The organism is Flavobacterium sediminis (genome assembly GCF_003148385.1).
In the GTDB taxonomy this organism is placed as follows: domain Bacteria; phylum Bacteroidota; class Bacteroidia; order Flavobacteriales; family Flavobacteriaceae; genus Flavobacterium; species Flavobacterium sediminis.
The window spans coordinates 1,184,755-1,211,607 of the sequence record NZ_CP029463.1; the positions used below are offsets into that span (position 1 = coordinate 1,184,755).

Annotated in this window: 18 protein-coding genes and 1 pseudogene; 10 read left to right on the forward strand and 9 right to left on the reverse strand. The window is 34.9% G+C overall.

Annotated features, from left to right (window positions below):
* Genes lpxB through DI487_RS05620 form a run of 4 tightly spaced genes read left to right on the forward strand, consistent with a single transcriptional unit; the run spans nucleotide 1 to nucleotide 3,766 of the window.
* Nucleotides 1–1,116 (forward strand): lipid-A-disaccharide synthase, encoded by a 1,116-nt coding sequence (lpxB, locus tag DI487_RS05610; RefSeq protein WP_109568755.1) that lies wholly within the window; start codon nucleotides 1–3, stop codon nucleotides 1,114–1,116.
* A gap of 28 nt (nucleotides 1,117–1,144) precedes the next feature.
* Nucleotides 1,145–1,438 (forward strand): hypothetical protein, encoded by a 294-nt coding sequence (locus DI487_RS15975; protein WP_146193374.1) that lies wholly within the window; start codon nucleotides 1,145–1,147, stop codon nucleotides 1,436–1,438.
* Nucleotides 1,369–1,722 carry a C40 family peptidase gene (locus DI487_RS05615; protein WP_109568756.1) on the forward strand — a complete coding sequence of 118 codons (354 nt, stop codon included), beginning with the start codon at nucleotides 1,369–1,371 and terminating at the stop codon, nucleotides 1,720–1,722. Before DI487_RS15975 ends, DI487_RS05615 begins: the two co-directional genes overlap by 70 nt.
* 31 nt (nucleotides 1,723–1,753) lie before the next feature.
* Entirely contained in the window at nucleotides 1,754–3,766 is a 2,013-nt protein-coding gene (locus tag DI487_RS05620; RefSeq protein ID WP_109568757.1) for a ComEC/Rec2 family competence protein, read from the forward strand.
* A 6-nt stretch (nucleotides 3,767–3,772) separates the two neighbouring features.
* Here DI487_RS05620 and DI487_RS05625 read toward each other — a convergent pair whose 3' ends face one another.
* The 4 genes from DI487_RS05625 to DI487_RS05640 are packed head-to-tail and all read right to left on the reverse strand — an operon-like array spanning nucleotide 3,773 to nucleotide 9,611.
* Nucleotides 3,773–4,240, reverse strand: coding sequence for a thioredoxin family protein (locus DI487_RS05625; RefSeq protein ID WP_109568758.1), 468 nt, complete (start codon nucleotides 4,238–4,240; stop codon nucleotides 3,773–3,775).
* Between the two features lie 49 nt (nucleotides 4,241–4,289).
* A complete protein-coding gene (locus DI487_RS05630) occupies nucleotides 4,290–6,062 on the reverse strand; it encodes a peptide MFS transporter (RefSeq protein ID WP_109568759.1) in 1,773 nt (590 codons plus the stop codon).
* A 19-nt stretch (nucleotides 6,063–6,081) separates the two neighbouring features.
* Nucleotides 6,082–7,440 carry a peptide MFS transporter gene (locus DI487_RS05635; protein WP_179948692.1) on the reverse strand — a complete coding sequence of 453 codons (1,359 nt, stop codon included), beginning with the start codon at nucleotides 7,438–7,440 and terminating at the stop codon, nucleotides 6,082–6,084.
* Complete coding sequence (locus DI487_RS05640) at nucleotides 7,440–9,611, reverse strand: S9 family peptidase (protein ID WP_109568761.1); 2,172 nt, start codon at nucleotides 9,609–9,611, stop codon at nucleotides 7,440–7,442. The genes DI487_RS05635 and DI487_RS05640 overlap by 1 nt, the downstream gene beginning before the upstream one ends.
* Nucleotides 9,612–9,735: 124 nt before the next feature.
* On the opposite strand from DI487_RS05640, the gene DI487_RS05645 reads away from it, so the two are divergent.
* From DI487_RS05645 to DI487_RS05655, 3 genes are all read left to right on the forward strand, one after another.
* Nucleotides 9,736–14,133 (forward strand): PAS domain S-box protein, encoded by a 4,398-nt coding sequence (locus tag DI487_RS05645; protein ID WP_109568762.1) that lies wholly within the window; start codon nucleotides 9,736–9,738, stop codon nucleotides 14,131–14,133.
* A gap of 16 nt (nucleotides 14,134–14,149) precedes the next feature.
* Complete coding sequence (locus DI487_RS05650) at nucleotides 14,150–15,487, forward strand: hydroxymethylglutaryl-CoA reductase, degradative (RefSeq protein ID WP_262498009.1); 1,338 nt, start codon at nucleotides 14,150–14,152, stop codon at nucleotides 15,485–15,487.
* A 71-nt stretch (nucleotides 15,488–15,558) separates the two neighbouring features.
* Nucleotides 15,559–16,476 (forward strand): GYDIA family GHMP kinase, encoded by a 918-nt coding sequence (locus DI487_RS05655; RefSeq protein ID WP_109568764.1) that lies wholly within the window; start codon nucleotides 15,559–15,561, stop codon nucleotides 16,474–16,476.
* Nucleotides 16,477–16,535: 59 nt separating this feature from the next.
* Here DI487_RS05655 and DI487_RS05660 read toward each other — a convergent pair whose 3' ends face one another.
* From DI487_RS05660 to DI487_RS05680, 5 genes and pseudogenes are all read right to left on the reverse strand, one after another.
* Nucleotides 16,536–19,190: a T9SS-dependent M36 family metallopeptidase gene (locus DI487_RS05660; protein ID WP_109568765.1), complete on the reverse strand. Its 2,655-nt coding sequence runs from the start codon at nucleotides 19,188–19,190 to the stop codon at nucleotides 16,536–16,538.
* An 85-nt stretch (nucleotides 19,191–19,275) separates the two neighbouring features.
* The gene (gene dgt / locus DI487_RS05665) at nucleotides 19,276–20,616 is read right to left on the reverse strand and encodes a dGTP triphosphohydrolase (protein WP_109570617.1); all 1,341 of its coding nucleotides are present in this window, start codon (nucleotides 20,614–20,616) and stop codon (nucleotides 19,276–19,278) included.
* A gap of 152 nt (nucleotides 20,617–20,768) precedes the next feature.
* On the reverse strand, nucleotides 20,769–23,177 hold the full coding sequence (locus tag DI487_RS05670) for a ribonucleoside-diphosphate reductase subunit alpha (RefSeq protein WP_109568766.1): 2,409 nt from the start codon (nucleotides 23,175–23,177) through the stop codon (nucleotides 20,769–20,771).
* 249 nt (nucleotides 23,178–23,426) lie between these two features.
* A pseudogene (locus DI487_RS05675) lies at nucleotides 23,427–24,403 on the reverse strand (ribonucleotide-diphosphate reductase subunit beta).
* 349 nt (nucleotides 24,404–24,752) lie between these two features.
* Entirely contained in the window at nucleotides 24,753–25,319 is a 567-nt protein-coding gene (locus tag DI487_RS05680) for a DUF3109 family protein (RefSeq protein ID WP_109568767.1), read from the reverse strand.
* Nucleotides 25,320–25,463: 144 nt separating this feature from the next.
* Here DI487_RS05680 and DI487_RS05685 point away from each other — a divergent pair, with 144 nt between their 5' ends.
* Genes DI487_RS05685 through DI487_RS05695 form a run of 3 tightly spaced genes read left to right on the forward strand, consistent with a single transcriptional unit; the run spans nucleotide 25,464 to nucleotide 26,853 of the window.
* The gene (locus tag DI487_RS05685; RefSeq protein WP_109568768.1) at nucleotides 25,464–26,036 is read left to right on the forward strand and encodes a MarC family protein; all 573 of its coding nucleotides are present in this window, start codon (nucleotides 25,464–25,466) and stop codon (nucleotides 26,034–26,036) included.
* Nucleotides 26,037–26,046: 10 nt separating this feature from the next.
* Nucleotides 26,047–26,241 carry a hypothetical protein gene (locus tag DI487_RS05690; RefSeq protein WP_109568769.1) on the forward strand — a complete coding sequence of 65 codons (195 nt, stop codon included), beginning with the start codon at nucleotides 26,047–26,049 and terminating at the stop codon, nucleotides 26,239–26,241.
* Between the two features lie 3 nt (nucleotides 26,242–26,244).
* On the forward strand, nucleotides 26,245–26,853 hold the full coding sequence (locus tag DI487_RS05695; RefSeq protein WP_109568770.1) for an FAD-dependent oxidoreductase: 609 nt from the start codon (nucleotides 26,245–26,247) through the stop codon (nucleotides 26,851–26,853).

The window sequence follows — 26,853 nt, forward strand, 5'->3', positions numbered from 1 at the left end:
ATGAAATATTACATTATTGCAGGTGAAGCTTCCGGTGATCTGCACGGTTCCAATCTTATGAAATCCCTTTTCAAAAAAGATGATAAAGCAGATATACGCTTTTGGGGAGGAGATCTTATGCAAAAAGCCGGCGGAACTTTAGTAAAACACTATCGGGATCTGGCTTTTATGGGGTTTGCCGAAGTAATAATGAATCTCAAGACCATCTTAAATAATATCTCTTTTTGTAAAAAAGACATTTTGGCTTTTCAGCCGGATGCTTTAATCTTTATTGATTATCCGGGTTTCAACATGCGCATTGCTAAATGGGCAAAAGAACAAGGTATTCCTACGCATTATTATATTTCTCCGCAAATATGGGCCTGGAAAGAAAAGAGGATCAACGCCATAAAACGTGATATTGACCACATGTATGTTATTCTTCCTTTTGAAAAGGATTTTTATGAAAACAAACATCACTTTAATGTTCACTTTGTAGGACATCCGCTTATCGACGCAATTGAAAACAGACCTTCGGTTGATAAAGAGACTTTTCTTAAGACTCATGGATTAAGTAGCAAACCTATTATTGCTTTATTACCCGGAAGTCGCAAACAGGAGATCAACACAAAGCTCCCTATTATGCTGTCTGTTGTAAAGCATTTTCCAGATTATCAATTTGTAATAGCCGGTGCACCCGGGCAAGATGATAGTTTTTACGAGCCTTTTCTAACCAATCAGAACATTCATTTCATTACCAATAAAACCTATGATCTGTTAAGTATAGCACATGCTGCTTTGGTAACATCCGGTACTGCCACTTTAGAGACCGCTCTTTTTAAAGTTCCGGAAGTGGTATGTTATAAAGGAAACTGGATTTCCTATCAGATTGCAAAGCGAATTATAACCCTGAAATACATCTCACTGGTTAATCTGATCATGGATCGGGAAGTTGTAACAGAATTAATACAAAGCGAATTAAACACTAAAAACTTAAAGAGAGAACTGGAAAAAATATTAGATGAAAAGGGACGCACTAAAATGATCAAGGATTTTAATCTATTAGAAGTTAAACTCGGCGGATTAGGAGCAAGTGAAAAAACGGCTGAATTAATTATTGACAGTTTTAAGAAATAATCTTACATTAGCAAAAAAGTAAGCAATTTTGAAACAACTGGTATACATTTTAGGACTGAGTCTGGTAGTAACAAGCTGTAAAACAAAATCATCAATTGTAACCTCTAAAGAAGAAGCAAAATCAAAGGGAATTTACAGCTATACTAATGCAACTTCTAAAAAAGATAAAGTTTCTGTTACTACTTCCGCTTCTTCCCAAAAAGTTATACTGCTAAAAAAACAGGAATTGCTTATGAAATTGTTGATAAAGCAATGGACTACAAAGGTGTTCGCTACCGAACAGGTGGTACTACCAAATCCGGAATGGATTGTTCCGGCTTAGTCTATACAACTTTTAAAAGTTTTGACATAAATGTTCCGCGTACATCCGGCAGTTTAGCCTTACAAGGAAAAAAGGTCTCTAAAAGCAAAGCGCTACCCGGTGATCTGATTTTTTTTAAGACTAACGGCAAAAGATCCATTAACCACGTGGGCATCATTACAGAAATAAACGGTAACGAAATAAAATTCATACATGCCTCCACAAGTAGCGGAGTTATTGTATCATCTACTGCTGAGCGCTATTATGCTAACACTTTTGCGCAGATTAACCGCTTAATTGAATAAGTTATTGTTGGTTTAAGTATATTTCAAACATTTGAAATTTTTTCCTTATCCGCTAATTGTCTATACTTTAGGTATAGCTCTTGGCATTGCGCTACATCATTTTTTAAGGTTTTCATACCTTTTTATCAGCATAGTTGTTGTACTGACATTGTGCTTGTGGCTTTATGCCTTTCTGCAAACCAAACGCCAACTTATTCCCAGTGTTCTTTTTGGCGTGAACTCGCTTATTTTAAGTCTACTACTGGGTTCAATTCTTCATACCGTTCATATCGAAAACCAATATAGGGACCACTATACTCACTATAAAGAGAATACCACACAACTCATTTCCGGCAAAATAATCAGCGAATTAAAAACTTCCGAAAAGCAGTCTAAATATCTTATTGAGATAACTTCTATAGAAGAACAAGCTACTTTTGGAAAAGCGTTATTATATATCCCTAAAGAATTAACGAAACATTTTATTCCTGACGACAAAATTGTTTTTCGTTCTCAGTTTTCTCCGTTACTTCAAAACCTGAACCCCTATCAATTCAACTATGCTGACTATCTGAGAAACAAACAGATCTATCAGGTTATCTTTCTAAAAAAACAAGCCATACTTTACATCGGGAATGACAAAGGCTTTCGTTTTTATCTCTATCGGATTAAAAGAAAATTACTTTCCGTCTTTGAAAGTTACAATTGGGAAAAACAAACCACAGCCATCATTGAAGCATTAATTTTAGGAGAACGTTTCTTATTGGATGATACGATCACTCAAAATTATCAAGATGCCGGCGTCATGCATATCTTAGCTATTTCCGGCTTACATATCGGAATCTTATATCTTATTCTACTTTTTCTGACCAATCCGCTTAAACGGCTTACATATGGTTTATTCATACAACTCTTCATCATTCTTTCATTATTATGGGGTTTTGCCTTATTAACCGGTTTTTCTCCATCAGTAAGTCGAGCTGTTACGGTATTCAGTTTAATTGCTTTAGGAAAGATACTCAATAAAACGAATGCTGTCTATAATCTTATTGCTGCTTCTGCACTCCTATTATTGCTTTTTAATCCGAATTCCTTATTTGACATCGGGTTTCAGTTGAGCTATGCAGCAGTGCTAAGCATTGTTCTATTCAATCCTTTTTTTAAATACTTCAGATTCAGTTCCAATAAGTCTATTATCTATTTTATAGATATTATTCTGGTTTCTATATCTGCCCAAATAGGTGTATTACCTCTTAGCATACTTTATTTCAACCAGTTTCCGATATTATTTCTACCGGCCAATATTGTTGCTATCCCTTTAGTCACCTTGGTGTTAATTTTAAGTTTAAGCTTACTTATCTGCCATTTTATGATTCCTGCGCTATCAAAATTCATTGCTGACCTGATAGAATTTTTTGTTCATTATTTAAACTTATTCATTGACCGATTAGCCCATTGGCACGATTTAACCATTCGAAATATAGCTTATACTCCACTACTCTGTTTTCTAAGCTATACCTTTATTTTTAGCTTTCTGTTCTGGCTTTACAACAAAAACTTCAAAAACTTCAGATGGGTTTTATATAGTTTATTATTTGTTCAATTAGGATATATTGGGACCTTTGTGTACCAAAACAATAAAAAAGAGCTTATTCTGTTTCACAGCTCTCATTCCGTTTTAGCACAAAGAGTCACCCCAAAGCAAACCGTCTTTTTTACAAATAATCCGGAAGAAAACCACAAAATCATTATGGATTATAAGAAAGGTACTTTTACAGATGACATTTCGATCAAACCTCTTTCCAACACTTTCTTCATTCGTAAAAAAAGATGCTTGATCATCGATAGTTCAGGCATTTATAATATTTCTTTAAAACCGGACATTGTGATCTTGACACAGAACCCGAAAATCAATTTAGAAAGGCTCATTAAAGATATTGATCCTCAAAAAATTATTGCAGATGGCAGTAATAATTTTTACTTCATTAAAATCTGGAAATCGACTTGCAGAAAAGAAAAAATCCCTTTTCATGCTACTGCTGAAAAGGGATTTTATAAATTTTAATCTTTTTTATTTCTTGTCCTCTATAAGACCATCGGCTACTTCGAGCCATTTAGTTGGTCCTCCAGCCACATATCCGGTATTGCCTAACGGATTCAGGTTTACTTTTTTCCCTTCTTTCTTTTCAGGTTGTACAAACCAAATTGTAGGGTATCCTGTTACTCCGAACATTTGTTGCAAATTAAAGTTCTGCTCTCTTAAGGCTTGCTCCTGAGGTGTTCTTTTGGGATAATCCAACTCTACTAAAACCACATTTTTCTTTGCCCATTTTTTAAATTCAGGTGTTTGAAAAACTTCTTTTTGTAAACGTTTACACCAGCCGCACCAATCGGAACCAGTAAAGAACAGCATTAATGGCTTTTTAGTCTTTAACGACTCTTTTGCCGCATCTGATATATCTGTGTGCCATTCCAGTTCCTGTGCCTGTACTGACAATACACTTAAAAATAAAAATGATAATACAATAATTTTTTTCATTTGAGTTCTTTTCTATAAAATTAACAAAAAGAGTGCCAAGTTGTGTAACTTATTTTACACCGTGCATTAGTTTCTTCAAGAAAGGGTTTAATGCAATCACTAAAAGTCCTGCTATAATTGGAACGATTGTAAAAATTAAAAAGAAAGTAGACAAGCTATATTCTTTAGTTATATTTTCAATTTGCCCTCCCAAAACAGCTGCTGCCTTATTTCCGATTGCAATTGCCAAATACCACATTCCGAACATAAATGCAATCATTCTTGCCGGAACTAATTTTGAAACATAAGAAAGCCCAACAGGTGACAAACATAGTTCCCCTAACGTATGAAACAGATAAGCCAAAATAAGCCATACCATACTCACTTTCACTCCATCAATCAATCCGTACGAACCAAATGCCAACAAACCAAATCCAACAGCCATAATAATTAATCCTAATCCGTATTTAACTGCTGCAGAGGGGTTATATTTGGAATCCCACCATTTTGAGAATACGTTAGCAAATGCAATTATAAAAAATGAATTCAGAATAGAAAACCATGAAACTGTAATTTCTGCAACTTCAGCAGAAAATTCTCTTTTCAACATCCAAATAACAAGCCCCCATATTCCGGCAAAACAAATTGCCAGAATTATATTTGATCCTAAAATTTTATGTTTAGTTTCTTTAGCCAATAAATATAACACCCAAGTTATGATCGCAAGCGGAACAACAGTTAATAGAGTATTAACTATGTTAAAAGTCATTTGTGCATTTCCTGTCAATACCCGATCTACACTATCTCTTGCAAACAAAACAAGTGAAGAAGCTCCTTGTTCAAAACTCATCCAGAAGAATACCGTAAAGAAAGCAAATATAATCACCGCTATCATTCTATCTCTAACTATAGTAGTATACCTTGCAATTCTATAGATCACTAATACTAAAAACACTAATAATCCGAAAAGAACTGCTACGTATTGTCCTTCCAGACTACCTATCTGTAAAAAACCAAAAATATCAATTCCTGCAATCTTTGATAGCGGATCATTAATTGCATAACCTAAACCAATAACAGTCGAAACAACTATTAATATCTTATCAATAAGTGTAAAAGGATTTAACTTTTCTACCTCTTTAGAGTCAGAAGATTTCCCTTCTATCACTTCTCCATCTTCTGTTTCAACTACCGGTGTTTTAGACGGCACATCTCCTATAGTTCCAAATAAAGGTTTAGCTAACCAGAATTGTAACGTTCCTAACAACATAAAGACACCTGCTAATCCAAAGCCCCAACTCCATCCGATTCTCTCGGCTAAATAACCACAAAGCATCATCCCGAAGAATGCTCCGGCATTAACTCCCATATAAAAGATCGTATAGGCTCCGTCCTTTTTTTCAGGCAAATCTTTATACATTTCAGATATAATAGAAGTCATATTAGGCTTAAAAAAACCTGTTCCTATAACTAATAAAGCTAATCCTATATACAACATCAATTCAGTCTCTACAGCCATAGCAGCATGCCCTAAGGTCATAATAAAGGCTCCTATTACTACAGCCCATCTATAACCTGTAACTTTATCTGCGATAATACCCCCGGCAATAGGTGTTAGATAAAGAAGCATAGCATAAGTTCCAAATAAAGCACCTGCATTTTCAGCCGACCACTCCCAACCGGGATTAGAACCAATAGCTGCTGCTGTTAAAAAATTCACCAATAGAACTCGCATTCCGTAAAACGAAAAACGCTCCCACATTTCGGTAAAAAACAATACAAATAATCCGCTTGGATGCCCTAAAACCTTACTTTTAAAAAAGTGACTTGTTGTTTGACTCATGAAATTTATCGTTATATAATTAACTTTCTCTTTCTTCTGCTCCGTGGGTTAAAGCTTTTAGCTTTTTAAGGAACATCAAAATTAAAGCCCCGAAAAGCATACAAAAAACAGCAATACCTGTGAATATGGTATACTCCCCTAATTCTGAAGCAGATTCTCCTAGCAAACCAGCCACTTTATTTCCAAAACCGGTCATTGCAAAATAAATCCCCATCATAATTGAGCCATATTTTGCAGGAGATAACTTAGTAATAAAAGATAATGCAACCGGAGAACAAGACAATTCCCCTATAGTGTGAAATAAATAAGCTAATACTAACCAATACATTGCTGATGACCCTTGCGCATCATATTGTGCTGCCGCTGCTGTCATGAATAAAAACCCGAATCCCATAATCATGGTTCCTATTGCCATTTTGAATAAAGAAGAAGCTTCTTTATTTTTAATTTTTCTATTGGCCCAAAAAGATGCTACAATTGTACCGAAAATGATAATGAACAACGCATTCAAAGATTGAAACCAAGAAGCCGGAACAGTATTTCCGATTAATGGCAATGAAAAAGATAAGACTCTATCTGTTTTTTCAGAAGTATAAATATTCATTAAACCTCCAGCCTGTTCAAATGCTCCCCAAAAAACAATCACAATTAAGAAAGAAAGAAGTAAAACTATGATCCTGTCTTTTTCAATTTTTGTCAAAGGTTTATCAAAATCTTCTGAAGCCTCGTGTTTTGCCGATTTACCTAAATAATTACCTACATGTGTCAAGTTTTTTTGGCCAAGCATATAAATAATTTGTCCTAATAACATCCCGATTCCGGCTAAACCAAAGCCATAATGCCACCCGATATTTTCGCCGACATATCCGACAACCAATGATGCCAAAAAGGCGCCTACATTAATTCCTATATAAAAGATAGTAAATCCTTTGTCTCTTCTGATATCTCCTTGTCTGTAAAGTCCGCCAACCATTGTTGAAATATTTGGCTTTAACAATCCTACACCCGCAATAATAAGTCCTAAACCACTGTAAAAAGCCCATAACTCTTCTACTGCTAAGATACCGTGTCCTAATACCAGAAGTAACCCACCTATTAAAACCGATTTTTTTTGCCCTATCAATTTATCAGCTATATATCCTCCCGGAATTGATGCTACATAAACTAGCATCGTATACCAACCATAAAGAGAAAGTGCCTCGGCTTGTGTCCACCCTAAACCGGCATTTGGATCAGTTGTTTTAGCTACTAAATATAATACTAAAATGGCTCGCATTCCATAATAGGAAAAACGCTCCCACATTTCCGTAAAAAACAAAACATATAGCCCTACTGGGTGTCCGAATAATTCTTTTTGATTCTTCTGTGCAATCTCCATTATAATTTCTCTTTTATAAAGTTGGTCATTTTAGTATACAGCTGAAGGCGGGTTTTACCTCCGTAGATTCCATGATTTTTATCCGGATAGATTGCCCAGTCAAATTGTTTGTTAGCCTGAACCAAAGCTTCTATCATTTTCATAGAATTTTGAACATGTACGTTATCATCTGCTGTTCCGTGAATTAACAAAAAGTTTCCTTGCAACTTTTGTACATGTGTTATAGGCGAGTTGTTATCATAGCCTCCCGGATTTTCCTGAGGCGTTTGCATGTAACGCTCTGTATAAATACTGTCATAATATCTCCAACTTGTTACCGGAGCTACTGCAATAGCTGTCTTAAACACATCTGCTCCCTGGAAAATACAGTTTGAAGCCATAAAGCCTCCGTAACTCCATCCGAAAATACCAATTCGGGTAGCATCTACATAAGGGTATTTCCCAATCACTTTTGCCGCATCAATTTGATCTTCTACTTCATATTTTCCCAATTCCTTATAGGTACATTTTTTAAATTCTGCTCCTTTGAAACCTGTTCCTCTACCGTCAACACAGACTACAAGATAGCCTTGTTGTGCCAACATCATAAACCAGTAATCATTGATATTGTTCCAGTTATTGGCTACTTGTTGAGAACCGGGGCCTGAATATTGATACATGAAAACCGGATATTTTTTAGATACATCAAAATTTTTCGGTTTAATGATCCAGGCATTTAGTTCATGCCCCTTTTCTGTAGTAAGTGTAAAAAATTCTTTAGGGGCCACATCGTATTGAGCCAATTTTGCTTCCAATATTTTATTTTCAACTATTGTCTTTAACACTTTTCCGTCCTTAGAATTGTTCAAGGTATAAACCGGTGCTGTTGTGGCATTGGAAAAACTATTGATATAATACTGGAAATTAGGACTGAAAGTAGCCTCATTTGTTCCGGTTTGCTCTGACAATCTTATTTTGCCTTTACCATTTATTTTTACAGCATAAATATCACGGTTAATAGATCCGTTCTCTACCGATTGATAGTATACTGTTTTATTTTTTTCATCATAACCATAGTAAGCTGTTACTTCCCAATTTCCGTTAGTTACTTGTTTTTTCAACTTCCCGCTCTTATCGTAATGGTAAATATGATTGTATCCGCTTTGCTCGGAAGTCCAGATAAAACTATTATCACTTAAGAATGTCAGATTATCTGTAACATCAACATAAGCCTTGTCTTTTTCGTTTAAAACCACTTTAGCGATTGCAGTTGTACCATCAATAAACAACAAGTCTAAATTATTCTGATGTCGGTTTAAAACCTGAGCACTCAAAATATTTGAGTCCTTAGTCCAATCAATCCTAGCGATGTAAAAATCATTATAATTACTTAAATCAACGGTTTTTGTTTTATTTGATCTTGCATCAAAAACATGCAAAGAAACTTCAGAGTTTTTCTCACCGGCTTTCGGATATTTGAACACTTCCTGTGTCGGATATAATCCTTGATTGTAAATGTCCATTGAAAATTCCGGAACCTGAGATTCATCAAAACGGATGTAAGCCAGTTTATCTCCGGAAGCATTCCAGTCAAAGGCTCTCACAAAAGCAAATTCTTCTTCATAAACCCAGTCTGTAATACCGTTAATGATATGGTTCTTTTTACCGTCAGTTGTAATTTGTTCTTCAACTCCGGAAAGCAGGTCTTTTATGTATAAATTATTCTGGAAAGCAAATGCTACCTTAGTACCATCAGGGGAGAAAGTTGGTTCCTGAACCTCTTTGTTTGTTAATTTTTGTATTTTTTGGGTCGCGATATCTAATACAAAATATTCAGCAGTAAAAGAATGTCTGAAAATAGGTTTTGAATTAGTCGCAATAAGGATTTTTCCTTCTTTTTCATCAAAAGTATATGAGTCTACATATTGAATTTCAGTAAAATTCTTGGTATCGAAAAGTGTTTTTACTTTATCCAGAGTCTGAAAGTCATACAAGTCGATCTGCATGGTACGAGTACTTCTATCAAAATTTAATACGGTATATTGGTTCGTATTTTTCATAGCATGTAACTCATCCATTCCTTTAGTCCTAAAAGCACCCGACCAGATCTCTTCCAGCGATAACTTTTGTTGGGCAACTAATGAAACTGAACTACATAAGAATAATAACGTTATAAATTTTATTGTCTTCATTTTATAAAATATGTAAAAAACCCCCAATTTTAGTGAAAATATATGAGACAGCCATAAATTTTAACCTATTTTAATCAAACAAATAATTTTTTTTTAACTTTAAAACATATTTTTTTTACAATAAATGACGCAAAGTTACTGCCTGCTTTTTAACCTGATAAACGGAGTGGAAATTTCATCCGTTCAGGCGTCGTTGTGTTTTGTTCTCAGTTTCTTTTCTTTTATTAAACTGAGTATTTTTTACAAATATTTAGTTATTTATCTTTTTTCATTTATTGTTATCTCTATTTTCTTTGCCCGAATATGGAATAAGTCTACAAAATTCAAATTCAGAAACAGTATTCTGTTAGAAACGCATGACGCTGCTGAATTCAACACTTACTTTCTGTATTTAGGTCTTATTTTCCCTTCTGTTGAAATTTTCCATCAGATCTTTGGCAGCACTAACCATTACAAGCTTATCGACTCTCTTGTTCTTGGCGGAATTTGTCTTTTCTTTTTTTATCTTACTTCCAAGAAACAATTCATAAAGTATTCCCAAACGCTATTTACAGTTTGTTTTTTAGCTTATTATGCTACAACTATCTATAATTTAGTATTCTATAAAATTGATTTCATCACTTTTTCAGAATATCTTCTATTGCTTTTTTTCTCTTTCAATATTTTCAAACAAATAAAAATATACTTTTTATTCATTTCTCTGTCTTTTCTGTTTTTGTTGGGACTTTTATACCTGAAACCGGGTGAAACAATACCGCTTATAGCCTTAATCAATTCGATCTTTATCATATTAGTCATCAACTTTGCCCGAAGACTTAATATCATTCACACAAACGAGAAGTTATTTCTCTCAAATGAGATTATCAATAATGCGAATTCATTAATCATTGCTACAGATAAATTAGGAAATCTGGTTTATTGCAACGATTCAATCTCTAAAATTCTAGGCTATACACCGGAAGAGGTAATGGGAGATAATTTTTGGAAACTGACACAGGATACCGATTTTAAAAATGTTGATTACAATCAAAAATTTAAGCCTAACACTATTTACAATCGGAAATTACGATGTAAGAACGGAGAAATCAAATACATTCAATGGTCTGACTTCAAATACAACGACAATCTTTTTGTTGCCAGCGGACAGGACATTACGTCTAAAATCCTCATTGAGAATAAATACTATGAATTTGTTAAAAATGCCCGAGATATTATTTATGAAACAGACAAATATGGTGTTATAACGTATTGTAACGACTTTACGTTTCAACTTACAGGATATGAATCTCATGAACTAATAGGTAAGCACTATAGCAATTTTATAAGAGACGATTATAAAAAAACCATCGAGAATTACTACATCAGTAACGGAGTAGAGAATGCAGAAATAGAAATTCTGGAATTTCCTATTCTAGCTAAGAACGGAACAAGTATTTGGGTTTCTCAAAAAATCTCCATTCAAAGAAATGAATATGGCAAAATTACCGGATATTCTTCTATAATGCGGGATATCACGTTTACAAAGTCTGTAGAAATGGAGGAGAAACGACGCTTAGACCGCATCACTCACCTCAATCAGATTTCAAATAAATTATCAACGCTTGATTTTCTGAAATTTGAAAGCCTGAGTCAATTATTAAAACACATCACTAAAGAGGCCTCCATAGGTTTAGAAATTGAACGCGTAAGCCTTTGGGAAAACTTTGATGACCACATCAGTTTAGAAAATCTATACATCCACAAAGAGAAAAAGCATTCAACAGATCTTAAATTATTTAAGGATAAATTTCCGAATTATTTTAGCTCAATTGATTCAATGCCTATAGTAATTGCTTCTGATGCGTCTAAAAACCCATATACCCGAGAATTTTACAACTCTTATTTTAAGAGTTATAACATTACCTCACTTTTAGATCTTCCCATTTACATTTCCGGAAAATTAACTGCGATTTTATGTTTTGAGGCTACTGACAAAATCAGAAACTGGACACATGAAGACATTAATTTTGCAAAGACAGTTTCTGAGATCATTGCATTAGCAATACAAACTTTTAAACGAAAAGAAGCGGAAAGTCAGATCATCTATAAAAACAAAATATTAACTGCTATAGCAGAGGTTACCAGCAAACTTTTGGTAAAAAAAGAATACAATCAGATTCTGGATTCCTCTGTTGAAGTTATTGCAAAGACATTAAATGTAAACCGCTTATATTACTTTGAAAATGATCTGAACAGTAATTTACTGAGTCAAAAATTTGAATGGGTTTCTTCCCCTGAACTTGCTGAGATCAACAATCCTGATCTACAGAATGTTCCTCACAATACATTTCCTACCTTGATGCGCAAATTGCTAAAAAATGAAAATTTTGAAGCCATTGTACAGGAATTGGAACCAAGTAATCTGAAAGAAATACTTTTAGCTCAACAAATCAAATCGATCTTGATCATTCCTCTTTTTTACAAGAGTACCTTTTTCGGTTTCTTGGGTTTTGACGACTGCTATGTGGAACGGAAATGGTCTTCAGAAGAAATGAACATTCTTAGAACATTAGCTAACAATATATCGGCAACCATTGCCCGTATTAATAATGAAAGGATTATAAAAGAAAATGAAGATAAATTTAAGCTCTTAGCCAACAATATCCCTGCAGGTGTCTATCTCGTTCGATTTGACGAGAACCGTTCTAAAATATACTTAAACAATGAAATTGAAAGACTTACCGGCTATAGCAAAGAAGATTTTCTAAGTAACAAGATCAAACTTTCGGATCTGTACCATCCGGAAGATAAAGAAGCGGCTTTAGAAGAGATCAGCCTTAGTGTAAAAAATAAAACTCCGTTTCATATTACAAGTCGAATCATAAAAAAAGACAACAGCATTATATGGATCGAAGAATTTGGCGAAGCCATCTTTATTGACGGAAACATAGAATATATTGAAGGAGTAGTCTTAGACATTACAGAAAGAAAAAATATTGAAGAAGCTATTTTGGCTAAAGAAGTTGCTGAAAAATCAAATAAAGCAAAATCTGAATTTTTAGCCAATATGAGCCACGAAATCCGTACTCCGCTCAACGGAATCATAGGGTTTAGTAAACTATTGCTCAACACTGAAACGACCGGAGTACAAAAACAATACTTAGAGACTGTAAATCAATCTGCAGAAACACTTTTAAATGTGGTAAATGACATTCTGGACATTTCAAAAATTGAGGCTGGAAAATTACTTTTGGAAAACAGTAAAATCGACATCCATTCTGTGGTTAACGAATCTGTTGATATGCTCAAGTTCAATGCCCACCAGAAAGGTCTGGAAATCCTGATCAATATCCACGAAGACATAAAATGCAACATCTGGACCGATGAAATACGATTGAAACAGATCCTGCAAAACTTGCTTAGCAATGCGATAAAGTTTACTTTAAAAGGTGAAATTGAAATTGAAATTTCAAATGTAGAAGAAAATCCCGATCAGGAATTTTCCAAAATAATGTTCAGCATTAAAGATACGGGCATAGGAATAAAACCGGAAAACAAGACTAAAATATTAGAAGCTTTTTCTCAGGAAGACACCTCCACAACTCGTAATTTCGGAGGAACCGGACTGGGATTATCCATTACTAATAATCTTTTGAAATTAATGGACAGCGAACTGATTATTGAAAGCGAACCTAACAAGGGCAGTACATTCAGTTTTATTCTTAATGTAAAAGCTGAAAAATGCAAAACTCATTTTATATTAGTCAATAATCAATTTAAAGATACATTAATCATAGAAGACAATCCGCGTGTTGCGGCTATCATTCAACGTATATTCAATTCATTTGACATCAGAAACACCGTTGCAACCGACAAAGACACATTATGCGAAACCATTGCCAACTCAAATTACGACCTGATCTTATTAGATTATGAATATCTAGGGGATAAATTAACCGCAAAAATCATCAAAAACAATCCGAATATTAAGTGTATTGTTATGCATAATGCAACTACGAACTTTCCTGAGATCAAAAATTTCAAAAACGGTTCTTCAATCATAAAACCGATAAAGCTTAATATCCTCCAAAATTACCTGAACAAAATAAATAATGAAAATGAACCGATCATTATTCCTGTTTCTGAAGAAAAAAACAAATCAAACAGTACAATAGACCTATTAATAGTAGAAGACAACAAGATCAATTTACTACTCACCAAAACACTTATATCTAAAAGCTTCCCTAATATCATTATTCACGAAGCACATAACGGATTAGAAGCGCTAAAAAAATTCAAACAAGTTAACCCTAAAGTCACTTTAATGGACATCCAAATGCCTGTTATGAATGGTTATGAGGCAACTGTTGAGATCAGAAAAATTAATCCGAGGGCAATAATTATTGCTCTTACTGCCGGAATCATTGCCGGTGAAAAAGAAAAATGCATGGACATTGGCATGAAGGATTTCATCATAAAACCTATTGACAAAAAAATATTTAAAAACACACTTCAAAAGTGGCTTAAAACTTTAGAACGCTAATATTTCCTATCTTTGCATTTCTAAATTAACGTGCAAAATGACCCAAAACATAAAAGGCTTTTCCAAACTTACAAAAGAGGAAAAAATCAACTGGATTGCTCAAACTTATTTTTCCAATCCGGCAGAAGCCAAAACAGTAATTACACAATACTGGAACAACAATGAGGAACTTCAAAAACTTCACGACGAATTTATCGAAAACACCTTAACTAATTTTTATTTACCTTATGGTGTGGCACCTAATTTCCTTATTAACGGAAAGAGCTACACAATCCCTATGGCTATTGAAGAAAGTTCTGTCGTAGCTGCAGCTTCTAAAGCGGCCAAGTTTTGGAGTGAAAGAAGCGGTTTTAAAACTACCATCATTGACACCGAAAAAATCGGTCAGGTTCATTTTTTATTTGACGGAAACGCAGATGAGTTAGAAGCCTTTTTTGATTGTATAAAAGCAAAATTCTGGATCGACACGGATGAATTCACCAAGAATATGCAAAAAAGAGGTGGAGGAATTGTCAATATTCAGTTAATCAATAAAACACACGAATTAGAGCACTACTATCAACTTCATGCTACTTTCAACACAAAAGACAGCATGGGAGCTAATTTTATCAACACCTGCTTAGAACAATTTGCTAAGACGTTAGTGAACGAAGCTCAGGAATATACTCCTTTCCTAAAAGAAAACCGGACAATCCAGGTTATTATGAGTATCTTAAGCAATTATGTCCCGAATTGCTTGGTTCGCGTAGAAGTATCGAGCCCCGTTGATAATATGAGTGATGATAAAAGTATTGAAGGAAAAGAATTTGCAGAGAAATTTGCAACAGCAGTCAAAATTGCCGAAATAGAACCTTATAGAGCCGTTACTCACAACAAAGGTATTATGAACGGTATTGATGCTGTGGTTATCGCTACCGGAAATGATTTCAGAGCGATAGAAGCCGGAGTACATGCCTTTGCCGGTAAAGACGGACAATATTCTAGTTTATCTCATGCTAAAATAGAAAACGGAATCTTCACTTTCTGGATGGATATTCCACTTGCTTTAGGTACCATCGGAGGTCTAACTTCCCTGCATCCCTTAGTAAAGTTCTCTCTTGAAATGTTAGGCAAACCATCAGCAGAAGAACTTATGCAAATTATAGCTGCTGCCGGTCTGGCACAGAATTTTGCTGCCGTTCGATCCTTAACCACTACAGGTATTCAAAAAGGGCACATGAAAATGCACATCATGAACATTCTGAATCAACATCACGCCACTAAAGAAGAAAAATTACAAGTCTTGGAATACTTTAAAGACACTACTATTTCTCACAGTCTGGTTGTTGATTATTTAGAAAGTTTAAGAAGCTGATTTTAAACTATTACAACAGTATTTCTTCCTCCAATAAAAAGGATATTACTATCGCAAACCGGTTAAAAACTATGGAAATAAAAAAATATTATAGTAACGGGAAATTACTTTTTACAGGTGAATATTTAGTCCTTGACGGAGCCAAAGCATTAGCTGTTCCTACAAAATACGGACAAACCTTAGAAATTGCATCTGCTGACCAAAACCAAATTGAATGGACCAGTTATGACGCCGATCAAAGTATCTGGTTTCAAGACATTCTTTTATTTGAAGATATTATTAAAAAAAGAAAATCGGATGATTACTCTGGTGTAAAAAATAAACTGATAGAGATTTTGTATCAGGCTTACAAACAAAATCCTGCTTATATTGACGAAAATAACGGTTTTAAAATAGAAACACACTTAACCTTTCCCAGACTATGGGGACTGGGAACTTCTTCAACGCTTATAAATAATATTGCACAATGGTTACAAATAGACGCTTTTGAACTATTAAGAAAAAGTTTTGGCGGTAGCGGATATGATGTTGCCTGCGCACAAAGTGATGCTCCTATAATTTATTATCTGGAAAACGATGAGCCACATTTTAAAAAGGTAAATTTTAACCCGCCATTTAAAGAAAACATACACTTTGTATACCTCAACAAAAAACAAAGTAGCACAGCAGCTATCACACAATATTTTGCTAAAGAGCATAGCCACAGCAAAGTTTTCTCCAAAATAAACAAAATTACTTTTGATGCTTTAGACTGTCAGGACGGACGTGATTTTGCTCTTTTAATGGAAAAACATCAGGCTTTAATGAGTGATGTTCTGGAAACTGAAACAGTAAAAGAAAAGTTATTTCCTGACTTCAAAGGTGTGATTAAAAGTTTGGGAGCTTGGGGTGGTGATTTCGTGATGGTAATCAGCAAAGATGATCCTACCGAATATTTTAACACTAAAGGGTTCAGCACCATACTCAACTATAGTGAAATGGTTTTATAAATAAAAAAAGAGAAGATATAAATCTTCTCTTTTTTTATTATCTACTATCTAAAAACAGTTTATTGCTTGATGATTTTTTGCGTATAACTTAAATTATCGCCTTGAACTTTCAACATATAAACACCCGCTTGCAACGACTGAATATTGATTGTACTTTCTAAATTAAAGCTATCTACTTTTTGTTCTACAACAACTCTTCCATTCAAATCAAACAACTGAATGTTTAATTTACCTGAATAATTCAGGATGGAAATATTTAAGTTGTTGTTCGCCGGGTTAGGATATACTTTAAACATATCCGTATTCTCAAAATAATTAGCTGATAAAACACAGTTCGGACCCGGTGCAGGCTCAGTAAAATCTTCTGTTTGATCATTAATACCTGCTATTCCGCTATTTGTTCCTGATGAAGCATTTACCCCAAGACCTCTTCTGGCGAATACTTCCCAGATCATACAATAATCCTCACCTCCTGTTGTTGCCTGATCAGCTGCAATAATAGCATCTCTACCACTAACGAAAGATGGGTTACAAGGCTGTAATTTCATTGCATCTAATACTAACTGCATTACTTTATTATTACCTCCGGTTCCGTTATATTTATCAGGATCAAAACCATACTTATCAATATACGCCCATGTTAAGTCCCAAAGCATAGTAGCCCACACTGTTCCTACTGAGTGCACATCTATATAATCTGAACCGTTATATGTATACCACATTCCGTTTGTATCTCCAAAAGTTAAAGGATCTATAGACATATCGGTTGAATAAGGATATTGTCTGATACCTGTTCCGTTTGTAGGCTCACTATATAAAAATGTAGCGATCCCTTTTACATCAGTAGGTTGGTCTCCTGCCTGTACTTGCATCATCAATGCTGCCCAATCAGACCATCCTTCTCCCATTTGTTCTGAACTCTGCAAACAAGAAGAATTTGATGCTCCGCCTGTCAAACGAGTTGATATACCATGAGTATATTCGTGAGCTATAACTCCATTATCAAAATCTCCATCAGAATTGATAAATGTAACATCATCGTTTTTCAATGTAGCATTTACAGTTCCGGAAGCCATTTCCGCAATTAATGCTTCCCCTATGTTATAGGTAACAAAAACAGCCGGAATAGTAATTCCAGCATCTGCTCCCGACATGTTTACATATTGGTTCGGGTTTGCAGTATCATTATTAACAATGATAACAGCTGCAGCTCCTGCATTCTGTGCATTTAACACTTTAACCGTGAAATTACATGTTCCTCTTCTAATCACTACGATTTTACCTGCTAATTGAGCAGCATTTACTGCTGTTTCACAAGCATCGGTATTATCAGGAGTTGCATCCTGATACAATACTAAATCAGTAGTCAATCCCGGAAGAGCAGGTAAATCTATATGCCCCGGATCAAAAGCATTATCTGCCGCATAATAATCTCCGGCTATCGAAGATGGCGAATTTATTGTCAAATAATAAGGAACAGGTCCTACATCCCATAAATACATTTGCATTCTAGGGCTTGAACCATCAACAGGTGTAGAAAAGTTTGCATTATTCGTTCCGCTTCCATCTTGAGCATCAGCATAAACAAAATCACCAAAGAAAGTTGTTGTTCCTCCGTTACCGTAATTATTCTTTTGAAAATTACCATTAACTTCATTAAATCCGTAATGGTACCAAACATCGTGCATGATGTTGTTCATATAAAACAAATTCGTTGTCGCAGCATCAGTATAAGTTGTCGCAGCAACACCTATACCTCCATAAGGGAAGTCGAATACTAAACTAGCACCTCCGTCAGGATAATTTCCGTTTCCGTTATTCCCGTTCTGATCTTCTTGAGCAAAAACATTATTACCTCTGGTATATGTATACTCTGCTCCGTCAATTTGATTTATATCATGCCATCCGTAAGGCGAAGCCACTAAGTCGTAAGGACTGGACAGTAATTGTCTGGAACCGTGATTAGGACTTTCTATTTCAAAAGGTAAAACATTATATGTACTTGACTCACTTAACAGTGTAGTTGTCGGTACATTAAACATTTTTTTGTATGAAAAGAAATTTTGTGAATCATGATGATGTTCCGGATCAGCACATCCTTTAAAGTCACAAGAAATAACCCAGTCGTGTTTTTCCAAAAGTTCTCCGTTTACTGCATCAATCCTAACGCTCCATAGATGTTTATAATCTTGAGAGTAATATGTCAGATCCCAAGCTAAGTGCAAATAATCATTTACTGAAGCATAAACTATTTTAGCCGTAGCTGAATCATCCAAATTTCCGTTAGAAAGTACAATTCGACCTCCGTTATAATCGAGCACCTGGTGAGAAACTGCATTCTCTCCTAAGTTTTGATGTGCATAATTGAAAGCTTCTAATACATCTACAACAGGTGTAGCTGTATTTATCTTTGAGCTTAAATTCTGAACAAATTTCACATCCGCATTTATTACCGCATCATTTTTAATCCAGAAATTAGAAACTGAATTAAAAACTTCAACTCCTTGATAATTTTGTTTTACGTAGTAATTGGTTATACCAGTCGCTTCACTGTTTGCAGTACTTTCAACAAACCAATCATTCACATCAGATTGGCTTAATCCTAATTTTTGTCTGTTAGTGTTCAGATACTCCTGAACCTTCGAATTATAGTCTTGAGCAAAAGTTACCAGACCCACCGAAAACAAAACAAAAAATTGTAATGTTTTTTTCATTATTAATTTATAGTTAAGTTAAGTTCAACAAAATTAAAACATTACGCAATAAAAGCAAATAATTTTGACACTTTCCACATTTTAATCACAAATTCCCTTGAGTAAGTTTAAAAAACTGAATCACCTTACCGTCTGTTAATAATGAAACGAAATGACAAACATGTAATAATTGCTCATAAACGGTTCCTTTTTCTACTTGGAATTTTTCCGGTAAAAGCTTTAATACTAATTTATCATAATTTGATTCCGTTCCGTTCATCTTATTATAATATGCCTCACAAAAAGCTGTTAACAAACCATTAATCACATTATACCCTACAATCTCTTTCTCAACTACTTCTTTACTTTGATATACTTTTTTGACGCTTATAGCTATTATATCATCCATCTGAGCTTTATACTTGCTTTTATCCATTAAGGAAACTGTAAACTCTCCTTTCAATATTTCTTCTTCATAAGTTAAAAAAACCTGAACAGCATCGCTAATTAAACTTCCTATTGCCAAAGCTCTCAAATAACTGATCCGGTCTTCTTTGGTTTTTAATGCGTTATATTTGCTCTTATCAATAGAATGCTGTACTAACTTAACTAAAAACTCCAAAGCATAATCCTCTTCAATTAAGCCAAGGTTGATTCCGTCTTCAAAATCAATTATTGTATAGCAAATATCATCTGCTGCTTCGACTAAAAAGGCTAGCGGGTGTCTTTCATAACCTATATCTTCTCCTGACTTATTCGGAATGAGACCTAATTCTTCCGCCACTTCTTTAAAGAAAACTTTGTCTTGTTGAAAGAAACCGTACTTTTTATCACATATCTTAGAAGTTGGTTTCTTAGGCAAACTCTCTTTCGGATATTTCATAAAAGCCCCCAAAGTCGCATATGTTAAACGAATAGATCCCTCAACACCTTCTCTGGAAGTTGAAACCACCGAAAAACCATTAGCATTTCCCTCAAAGTCAACTAAATCCTGCCACTCTTTAGCCGTCATCTTGTCTTTAAATTTAGCTCCGACTCCAGTTTTAAAATATTCCCCTATAGCCTTTTCGCCAGAATGTCCGAAAGGAGGATTCCCGATATCATGCATTAAGGCCGCTGCTGCAACAATTGCTCCGAAATCATTCATATGATAGCCATGAACAGATTGTAAATGCGGGTATTTTTCTAAAATTTTTTTTCCGACCAAGCGTCCTAACGAACGTCCCACTACAGAAACCTCTAAACTATGAGTCAGCCTGTTATGTACAAAATCAGTTTTAGAAAGCGGAATAACCTGTGTTTTATCCTGAAGGCTTCGAAAAGCTGTCGAAAAAATAATACGGTCATAATCCACTTCAAAACCTAAACGTGTATCATCTTGTTCAGAACGCAATCTTTTTGTAGTATCTCCTTGTCGTTTTAAAGAAAGTAATTGTTCCCACTGCATCATAAAAGTAGAAGTTTTTGGCATATTGTTAATCGTTCAAAGTTACTCAAATTGAAACTATAAAAAAATGCCATTTCAAACAGATATAAAATCTTTATAAGATCTATCGACTCCGCTTGAAATGGCTATTTAAATAAATATTTTACAAAAGATTATGATCCGCACATTTCACAATCTTCCGGTCCGGAATTTTGTGAACGTTGCAACATAGCTCTAAACTCTTCTGTGCTCATTGCTTCCGCTTCTACCTTTACCGTTTTCGCTTCAACTTCTTGTTTGGGCTGTGCTTTTTTCTCATTGTCCAATGTAAATTTGATAGCATCAACTGCTGATTTAGTTCTCAAATAATACATTCCTGTTTTTAAACCGCTTTTCCAAGCATAAAAATGCATCGAAGTTAATTTAGCATAAGTCGCTCCTTCCATGAACAAGTTCAACGATTGCGATTGGTCAATGAAATAACCTCTTTGGCGAGACATATCAATGATATCTTTCATGCTCATTTCCCAAACGGTTTTGTACAGTTCTTTGATATCTTGCGGAATTCCGTCAATATTTTGGATCGAACCGTTGTTTCGCATCACTTCTTGTTTTAAGTTCTCATTCCACAAACCTAAATCTACCAAGTCTTTCAACAAATGTTTGTTAACCACAATGAATTCTCCCGACAATACACGACGCGTATAAATATTTGAAGTATAGGGTTCAAAAGCTTCGTTGTTACCTAAAATTTGAGATGTTGAAGCTGTAGGCATTGGCGCCAATAACAATGAGTTACGCACTCCGTTTTCCATTACTTCTTTACGCAATGACGTCCAATCCCAACGACCTGACAAATCATTATCATTTAATCCCCAAAGATTATATTGAAACTCTCCTTGTGAAATCGGAGACCCTGCAAATGTAGAATAAGCACCTTCTTCTTTAGCCATTTCCATTGATGCTGTAACGGCTGCAAAATATATGGTTTCAAAAATTTCCTGATTCAATTTTTTAGCTTCATCACTGGTAAAAGGCATTCTCAATAAAATGAAAGCATCTGCTAAACCTTGTACTCCTAAACCAACCGGACGGTGGCGCATGTTTGAGTTACGCGCTTCCTCTACCGGATAATAATTTCTGTCAATTACTTTGTTTAAGTTACGGGTAATACGTTTGGTTACATCAAACAAATATTGATGATTGAATTCTCCATCTTCTACAAACATTGGCAGTGAAATAGAAGCCAGATTACAAACAGCTATCTCATCCTCAGAAGTGTATTCTAAAATCTCGGTACACAAATTTGACGATCGGATCGTTCCTAAATTCTTTTGATTCGATTTTCTATTTGCCGAATCTTTATATAGCATGTATGGTGTACCTGTCTCAATTTGAGATTCTAATATTTTTTCCCAAAGTTCACGAGCCTTAATCTTTTTTCTTCCCTTTCCTGCTGCTTCATACTCTTCATACATTCTTTCAAAGTCTTCACTATGGGTATCATAAAGTCCCGGACATTCATTCGGACACATTAATGTCCACTCTGCATCAGCTTCAACTCGTTTCATAAACAAATCAGGAATCCACATTGCATAGAACAAATCTCTTGCTCTCATTTCTTCTTTTCCGTGATTTTTCTTTAAATCTAAGAAATCAAAAATATCAGCATGCCAAGGCTCCACATAAATCGCAAAACTTCCTTTACGTTTTCCACCACCCTGATCTACATAACGAGCAGTATCGTTGAATACACGTAGCATTGGAACAATTCCGTTTGAGGTTCCGTTTGTTCCTCTGATATATGAACCTGTAGCCCTTACATTATGAATTGACAAACCAATCCCTCCGGCAGATTGCGAAATCTTTGCTGTTTGTTTTAATGTATCATAAATCCCATCAATACTATCATCCTGCATTGTCAATAAGAAACAAGAAGACATTTGCGGCTTTGGTGTTCCCGCATTGAATAAAGTTGGCGTAGCGTGTGTAAAATATTTTTTAGACATTAATTCGTACGTTTCAATAGCCGAATCGATATCGTCTAAATGGATACCGACAGAAACACGCATTAGCATGTGTTGCGGACGTTCTGCTATTTTCCCGTTAATCTTTAACAAATAAGAACGCTCCAACGTTTTGAATCCAAAATAGTCGTAATTGAAATCACGGTTATAGATAATTGTCGAATCCAAACGTTCCGCATTATCCATGATAACCTGATACACCTCGTCTGAGATCATCGGGGCTTCCTTCCCTGTACGTGTATTTACATACTGATACAAGTCAGTCATCGTTTCAGAAAATGACTTTTTAGAATTTTTATGTAAATTAGAAACAGCGATACGAGCAGCTAACTGTGCATAATCCGGATGAGATACTGTCATTGAAGCAGCAGTTTCAGCAGCTAAATTATCCAATTCTGAAGTGGTTACACCATCATACAAACCTTCAATTACACGCATAGCAACCTTTACCGGGTCAACTAAATCGTTTAATTCATAACACATCATTCTAATGCGGTCGGTAATCTTGTCGAACATTACCGGCTCTTTACGGCCATCTCTTTTTACTACGTACATACTCTATTGGATTATGAAGTTTTGAATACAGACCCTACACTTAGTCTATATACAAAATGGTTAATTTTTTTCTCTAAAATGTGCTCTTATTTTTCTTCCCGGCCCTTACGGAAGTATTCTTCTTCAGAAATTATGATTTGAGACAAAAAAATCCATTACGAATTAGCAACAGGCTTATCGTTGTCTCAAAAAAAGGTAACAGACGACAGAAAAAACAATATGCAATTCTGACGTTTTTGTTACTAAAAGCTAAAAATCGGCGTCGAAACTAATTTTGTTACCGCTGGTATCGTTGTTTAAAACTCCCGCTTTTTGATAATCAGACACTCGTTTTTCAAAGAAATTAGTTTTTCCTTGTAGTGAAATCATATCCATGAAGTCAAACGGATTGGTCACATTGTAAACTTTAGGACAGCCTAGCTCAACCAACAAACGGTCAGTTACAAATTCCAGATACTGTGTCATCAGTTTAGCATTCATACCGATCAAACTTACCGGTAAACTTTCGGTTATGAACTCGCGTTCTATATTTAGGGCATTTGTTAAGATCTCTGTAATTCTTTCTTTCGGTACTTTGTTCACTAAATGATTGTTGTGTAAGTGCACTGCAAAATCACAATGTAATCCCTCATCACGCGAAATCAACTCATTGGAAAAGGTTAAGCCCGGCATAACCCTCTTTTCTTTAACCAAAAGATAGAACAGAACGCTCCTGAAAAGAAAATTCCTTCTACAGCCGCAAAAGCAATCAATCGTTCAGCAAAACTCGGAGACTCTACCCATTTGAGAGCCCACTGCGCTTTTTTGGCAATAGCCGGAAAATTTTCAAGTGCTTTAAAAAGTATATTTTTTTCTTTTTCGTCTTTTACATACGTATCAATTAATAGCGAATAGGTTTCAGAATGGATATTCTCCATCATTAACTGAAAACCATAGAAAAATTTAGCCTCAGCGTACTGAACCTCGCTTACAAAATTTTCTGCTAAATTTTCATTTACAATACCATCAGATGCCGCAAAAAATGCCAAGATATGCTTGATGAAGTATTTTTCATCATCATTCAATTTGTTTTCCCAGTCATTAAGATCCTGATGTAAATCTATCTCTTCTGCTGTCCAGAAACAAGCTTCTTGTTTTTTATATTGTTCCCAAATATCATGGTGTTTGATAGGAAAAATTACGAATCGATCTTTGTTTTCTTGCAAAATAGGTTCGACTACTGACATAGTGGCTTGATATTTACTGCGTTATTAAATGATTACTTTAAGCGATAAGGGGAATACAAAGTTTGCTATTTGAATTGAAAAATAAAAGGCAAACTTATTCACAATTAGGGGAAGTTTTTAACAACTTTAAAAAATAACAATTGTTTTTTTACAAGTTACAAGATGTTGATTACCAAATGTTTAAATTTTTAAACAAACAAACAAAATCCCCGTTAACAAGTGAAAAAACAGGCGTTAAGGAACGATTCAGACAAAATCTTTTCAGAATTAACAGCAATAAAAAAGTCTGTAAAAAGTTTTAATTCTCACAGACTTTATTTTGATATTTTTAATAAAAAAAACAGCATTGCTACTTCTTAAACTCTTCAGCTACTTTTTCCAATTCATCATACCATTGTTGACCGAATTTTCGCACCAAAGCTTCCTTTACAAATTTATAGACCGGAACTCCTAATTCTTCTCCCAAGGCACATGCATCAGAGCAAATATGCCATTTATGATAATTCACCGCCGCAAAATCAGAATATTCTTTAATACGAATAGGATACAAATGACAAGAAACCGGTTTCTTCCAATCTACTTCTCCCTGATTGTATGCTTGTTCAATTCCGCATAAGGCTGTTTTACCATCAAAGATAACATACGCACAATCTTTACCGTCAATCAACGGTGTTTCCAATTCTCCGAAATCAGAGACTACATGGGTTCCTTGCTCTTCAATCGCTTTTATTCCTTCCGGTCTGAGAAAAGGTTTTACCTTAGGATAGATTTCTGCCATAATTTTAGTTTCCTCTTCTTCTAAAGGTGCTCCGGCATCTCCATCAACACAACATGCCCCGTGACAAGCATTCAAATTACAAACAAATTCTTTCTCAAGAATTTCTTCTGAAATTATGGTTTTATCTAACTGAAACATTTTACAGGTATATTTAAGCAACAAAGATACTTTAAAATTTAGAATTTAGAATCCTGCCTTTAAAAAAGTGCTATTTTGATAAGGTATCGTTAAAGTTAAAGCCACATCTTTAAGTATTCTCTATATTTGCATAAAATTTTAACAATGTTCAGCTGGAAAGAAACTTTTACTATCACAATGATCCTGTTTGCCGTAATAGATATTATAGGCAGCATTCCTATCATTGTTGACCTCCGCAGTAAAATGGGTCATATTCAATCGGAAAAAGCAACTATTGTTGCTGCAATTATCATGATATCTTTTTTATTTGTAGGGGAAGAAATTTTAAATTTGATCGGTATTGATGCTAATTCATTTGCCGTTGCTGGGGCATTTGTTTTATTCTTTTTGGCATTAGAGATGATACTGGGCATCCGCTTGTACAAAGAAGACAATCCGAGTACGGCATCAATCGTTCCTATTGCTTTTCCGCTTATTGCCGGAGCCGGAACGATGACAACGTTACTTTCGTTACGTGCAGAATATGAAAAAATTAATATTATTGTAGCCATATTAATCAACATCATTTTAGTATACACTGTTTTAAAATTATCAGGAAAAATAGAAAAACTATTAGGTTCTAACGGTTTAGGTGTCATACGAAAAATCTTCGGAGTTATATTATTGGCTATTGCTGTAAAATTATTTGCAGCCAATGTAAAAGGATTATTGAATTAAAAATAATAAAATGAAAATCTTAACTTATGTTATCATGGCTGTTGCCATAGCCCTAATAATCTTCAATCTGACTCAGGTAGATTTTTCCAACCCTTTTCAAGGCGATAGTACTATCGCTTCGATTGGTGTCGTTGCCGGATTATGTGCTATTGTTCTCTTATTGATTTTTAGAGCAGCCAGAAAAATTGATGAAAAAGTAAAATAAACTATGTTTGACGTTTTAATTATCGGCGCTGGAGTTTCAGGAGTTTCTTGCGCTTTAATTTTAGGATCTGCAAAAAATAAACCTTTTGCTACCGACAAAAAAATAGGGATTATTGCCCATCAGAGAGCTTCGTCTTTACAAACGGCTGTTTTTAATAATGCATACGGAATTCCTCCCGGAAAATTAGGAGCTGAAATTTTATCGGAAAGTTTAGCTCATTTAGGCCAGACGTATCCGCATGTGGAGCAAATTTCCGGAGAAAAAGTAACGGAGATCAAGGAGCAGGATGATTTTTATATTGTTGTTACGAACAAGGGTCAATACAAATCAAAAGTCATTGTAGTCGCTATTGGTGCCGGAAACCCTATCTCTTTGGAAGGATTAGATGCCTACATAGAACCTCATCAGAAAATAGCGGCTGTCAAAAATAAGATCCAGCTTAAAAATAACGATCACTTAGTAAAACAAGGATTATATGTATCCGGAGTTTTAGCAGGACACAGAAGTCAGCTCTCTATTGCAGCTGGCAGTGGCGCAGCTGTCGGAACTGACATCCTAACCCTTTGGAATGAAGGCAACCCGACAGTTGTTCATGATGCTGTCAATAAATAA

Excerpts from the sequence above, each read along its gene's own strand:
- lpxB (WP_109568755.1), top strand. The coding sequence starts at position 1 with ATGAAATATTACATTATTGCAGGTGAAGCTTCCGGTGATCTGCACGGT.
- DI487_RS05685 (WP_109568768.1), top strand. The coding sequence starts at position 25,464 with ATGTTCAGCTGGAAAGAAACTTTTACTATCACAATGATCCTGTTTGCC.
- DI487_RS05645 (WP_109568762.1), top strand. The coding sequence starts at position 9,736 with ATGACGCAAAGTTACTGCCTGCTTTTTAACCTGATAAACGGAGTGGAA.
- DI487_RS05635 (WP_179948692.1), bottom strand. The coding sequence starts at position 7,440 with ATGGAGATTGCACAGAAGAATCAAAAAGAATTATTCGGACACCCAGTA.
- DI487_RS05695 (WP_109568770.1), top strand. The coding sequence starts at position 26,245 with ATGTTTGACGTTTTAATTATCGGCGCTGGAGTTTCAGGAGTTTCTTGC.
- dgt (WP_109570617.1), bottom strand. The coding sequence starts at position 20,616 with ATGCAGTGGGAACAATTACTTTCTTTAAAACGACAAGGAGATACTACA.
- DI487_RS05660 (WP_109568765.1), bottom strand. The coding sequence starts at position 19,190 with ATGAAAAAAACATTACAATTTTTTGTTTTGTTTTCGGTGGGTCTGGTA.
- DI487_RS05690 (WP_109568769.1), top strand. The coding sequence starts at position 26,047 with ATGAAAATCTTAACTTATGTTATCATGGCTGTTGCCATAGCCCTAATA.
- DI487_RS05670 (WP_109568766.1), bottom strand. The coding sequence starts at position 23,177 with ATGTACGTAGTAAAAAGAGATGGCCGTAAAGAGCCGGTAATGTTCGAC.
- DI487_RS05640 (WP_109568761.1), bottom strand. The coding sequence starts at position 9,611 with ATGAAGACAATAAAATTTATAACGTTATTATTCTTATGTAGTTCAGTT.
- DI487_RS05655 (WP_109568764.1), top strand. The coding sequence starts at position 15,559 with ATGGAAATAAAAAAATATTATAGTAACGGGAAATTACTTTTTACAGGT.
- DI487_RS05615 (WP_109568756.1), top strand. The coding sequence starts at position 1,369 with ATGGACTACAAAGGTGTTCGCTACCGAACAGGTGGTACTACCAAATCC.
- DI487_RS05680 (WP_109568767.1), bottom strand. The coding sequence starts at position 25,319 with ATGTTTCAGTTAGATAAAACCATAATTTCAGAAGAAATTCTTGAGAAA.
- DI487_RS05630 (WP_109568759.1), bottom strand. The coding sequence starts at position 6,062 with ATGAGTCAAACAACAAGTCACTTTTTTAAAAGTAAGGTTTTAGGGCAT.
- DI487_RS05625 (WP_109568758.1), bottom strand. The coding sequence starts at position 4,240 with ATGAAAAAAATTATTGTATTATCATTTTTATTTTTAAGTGTATTGTCA.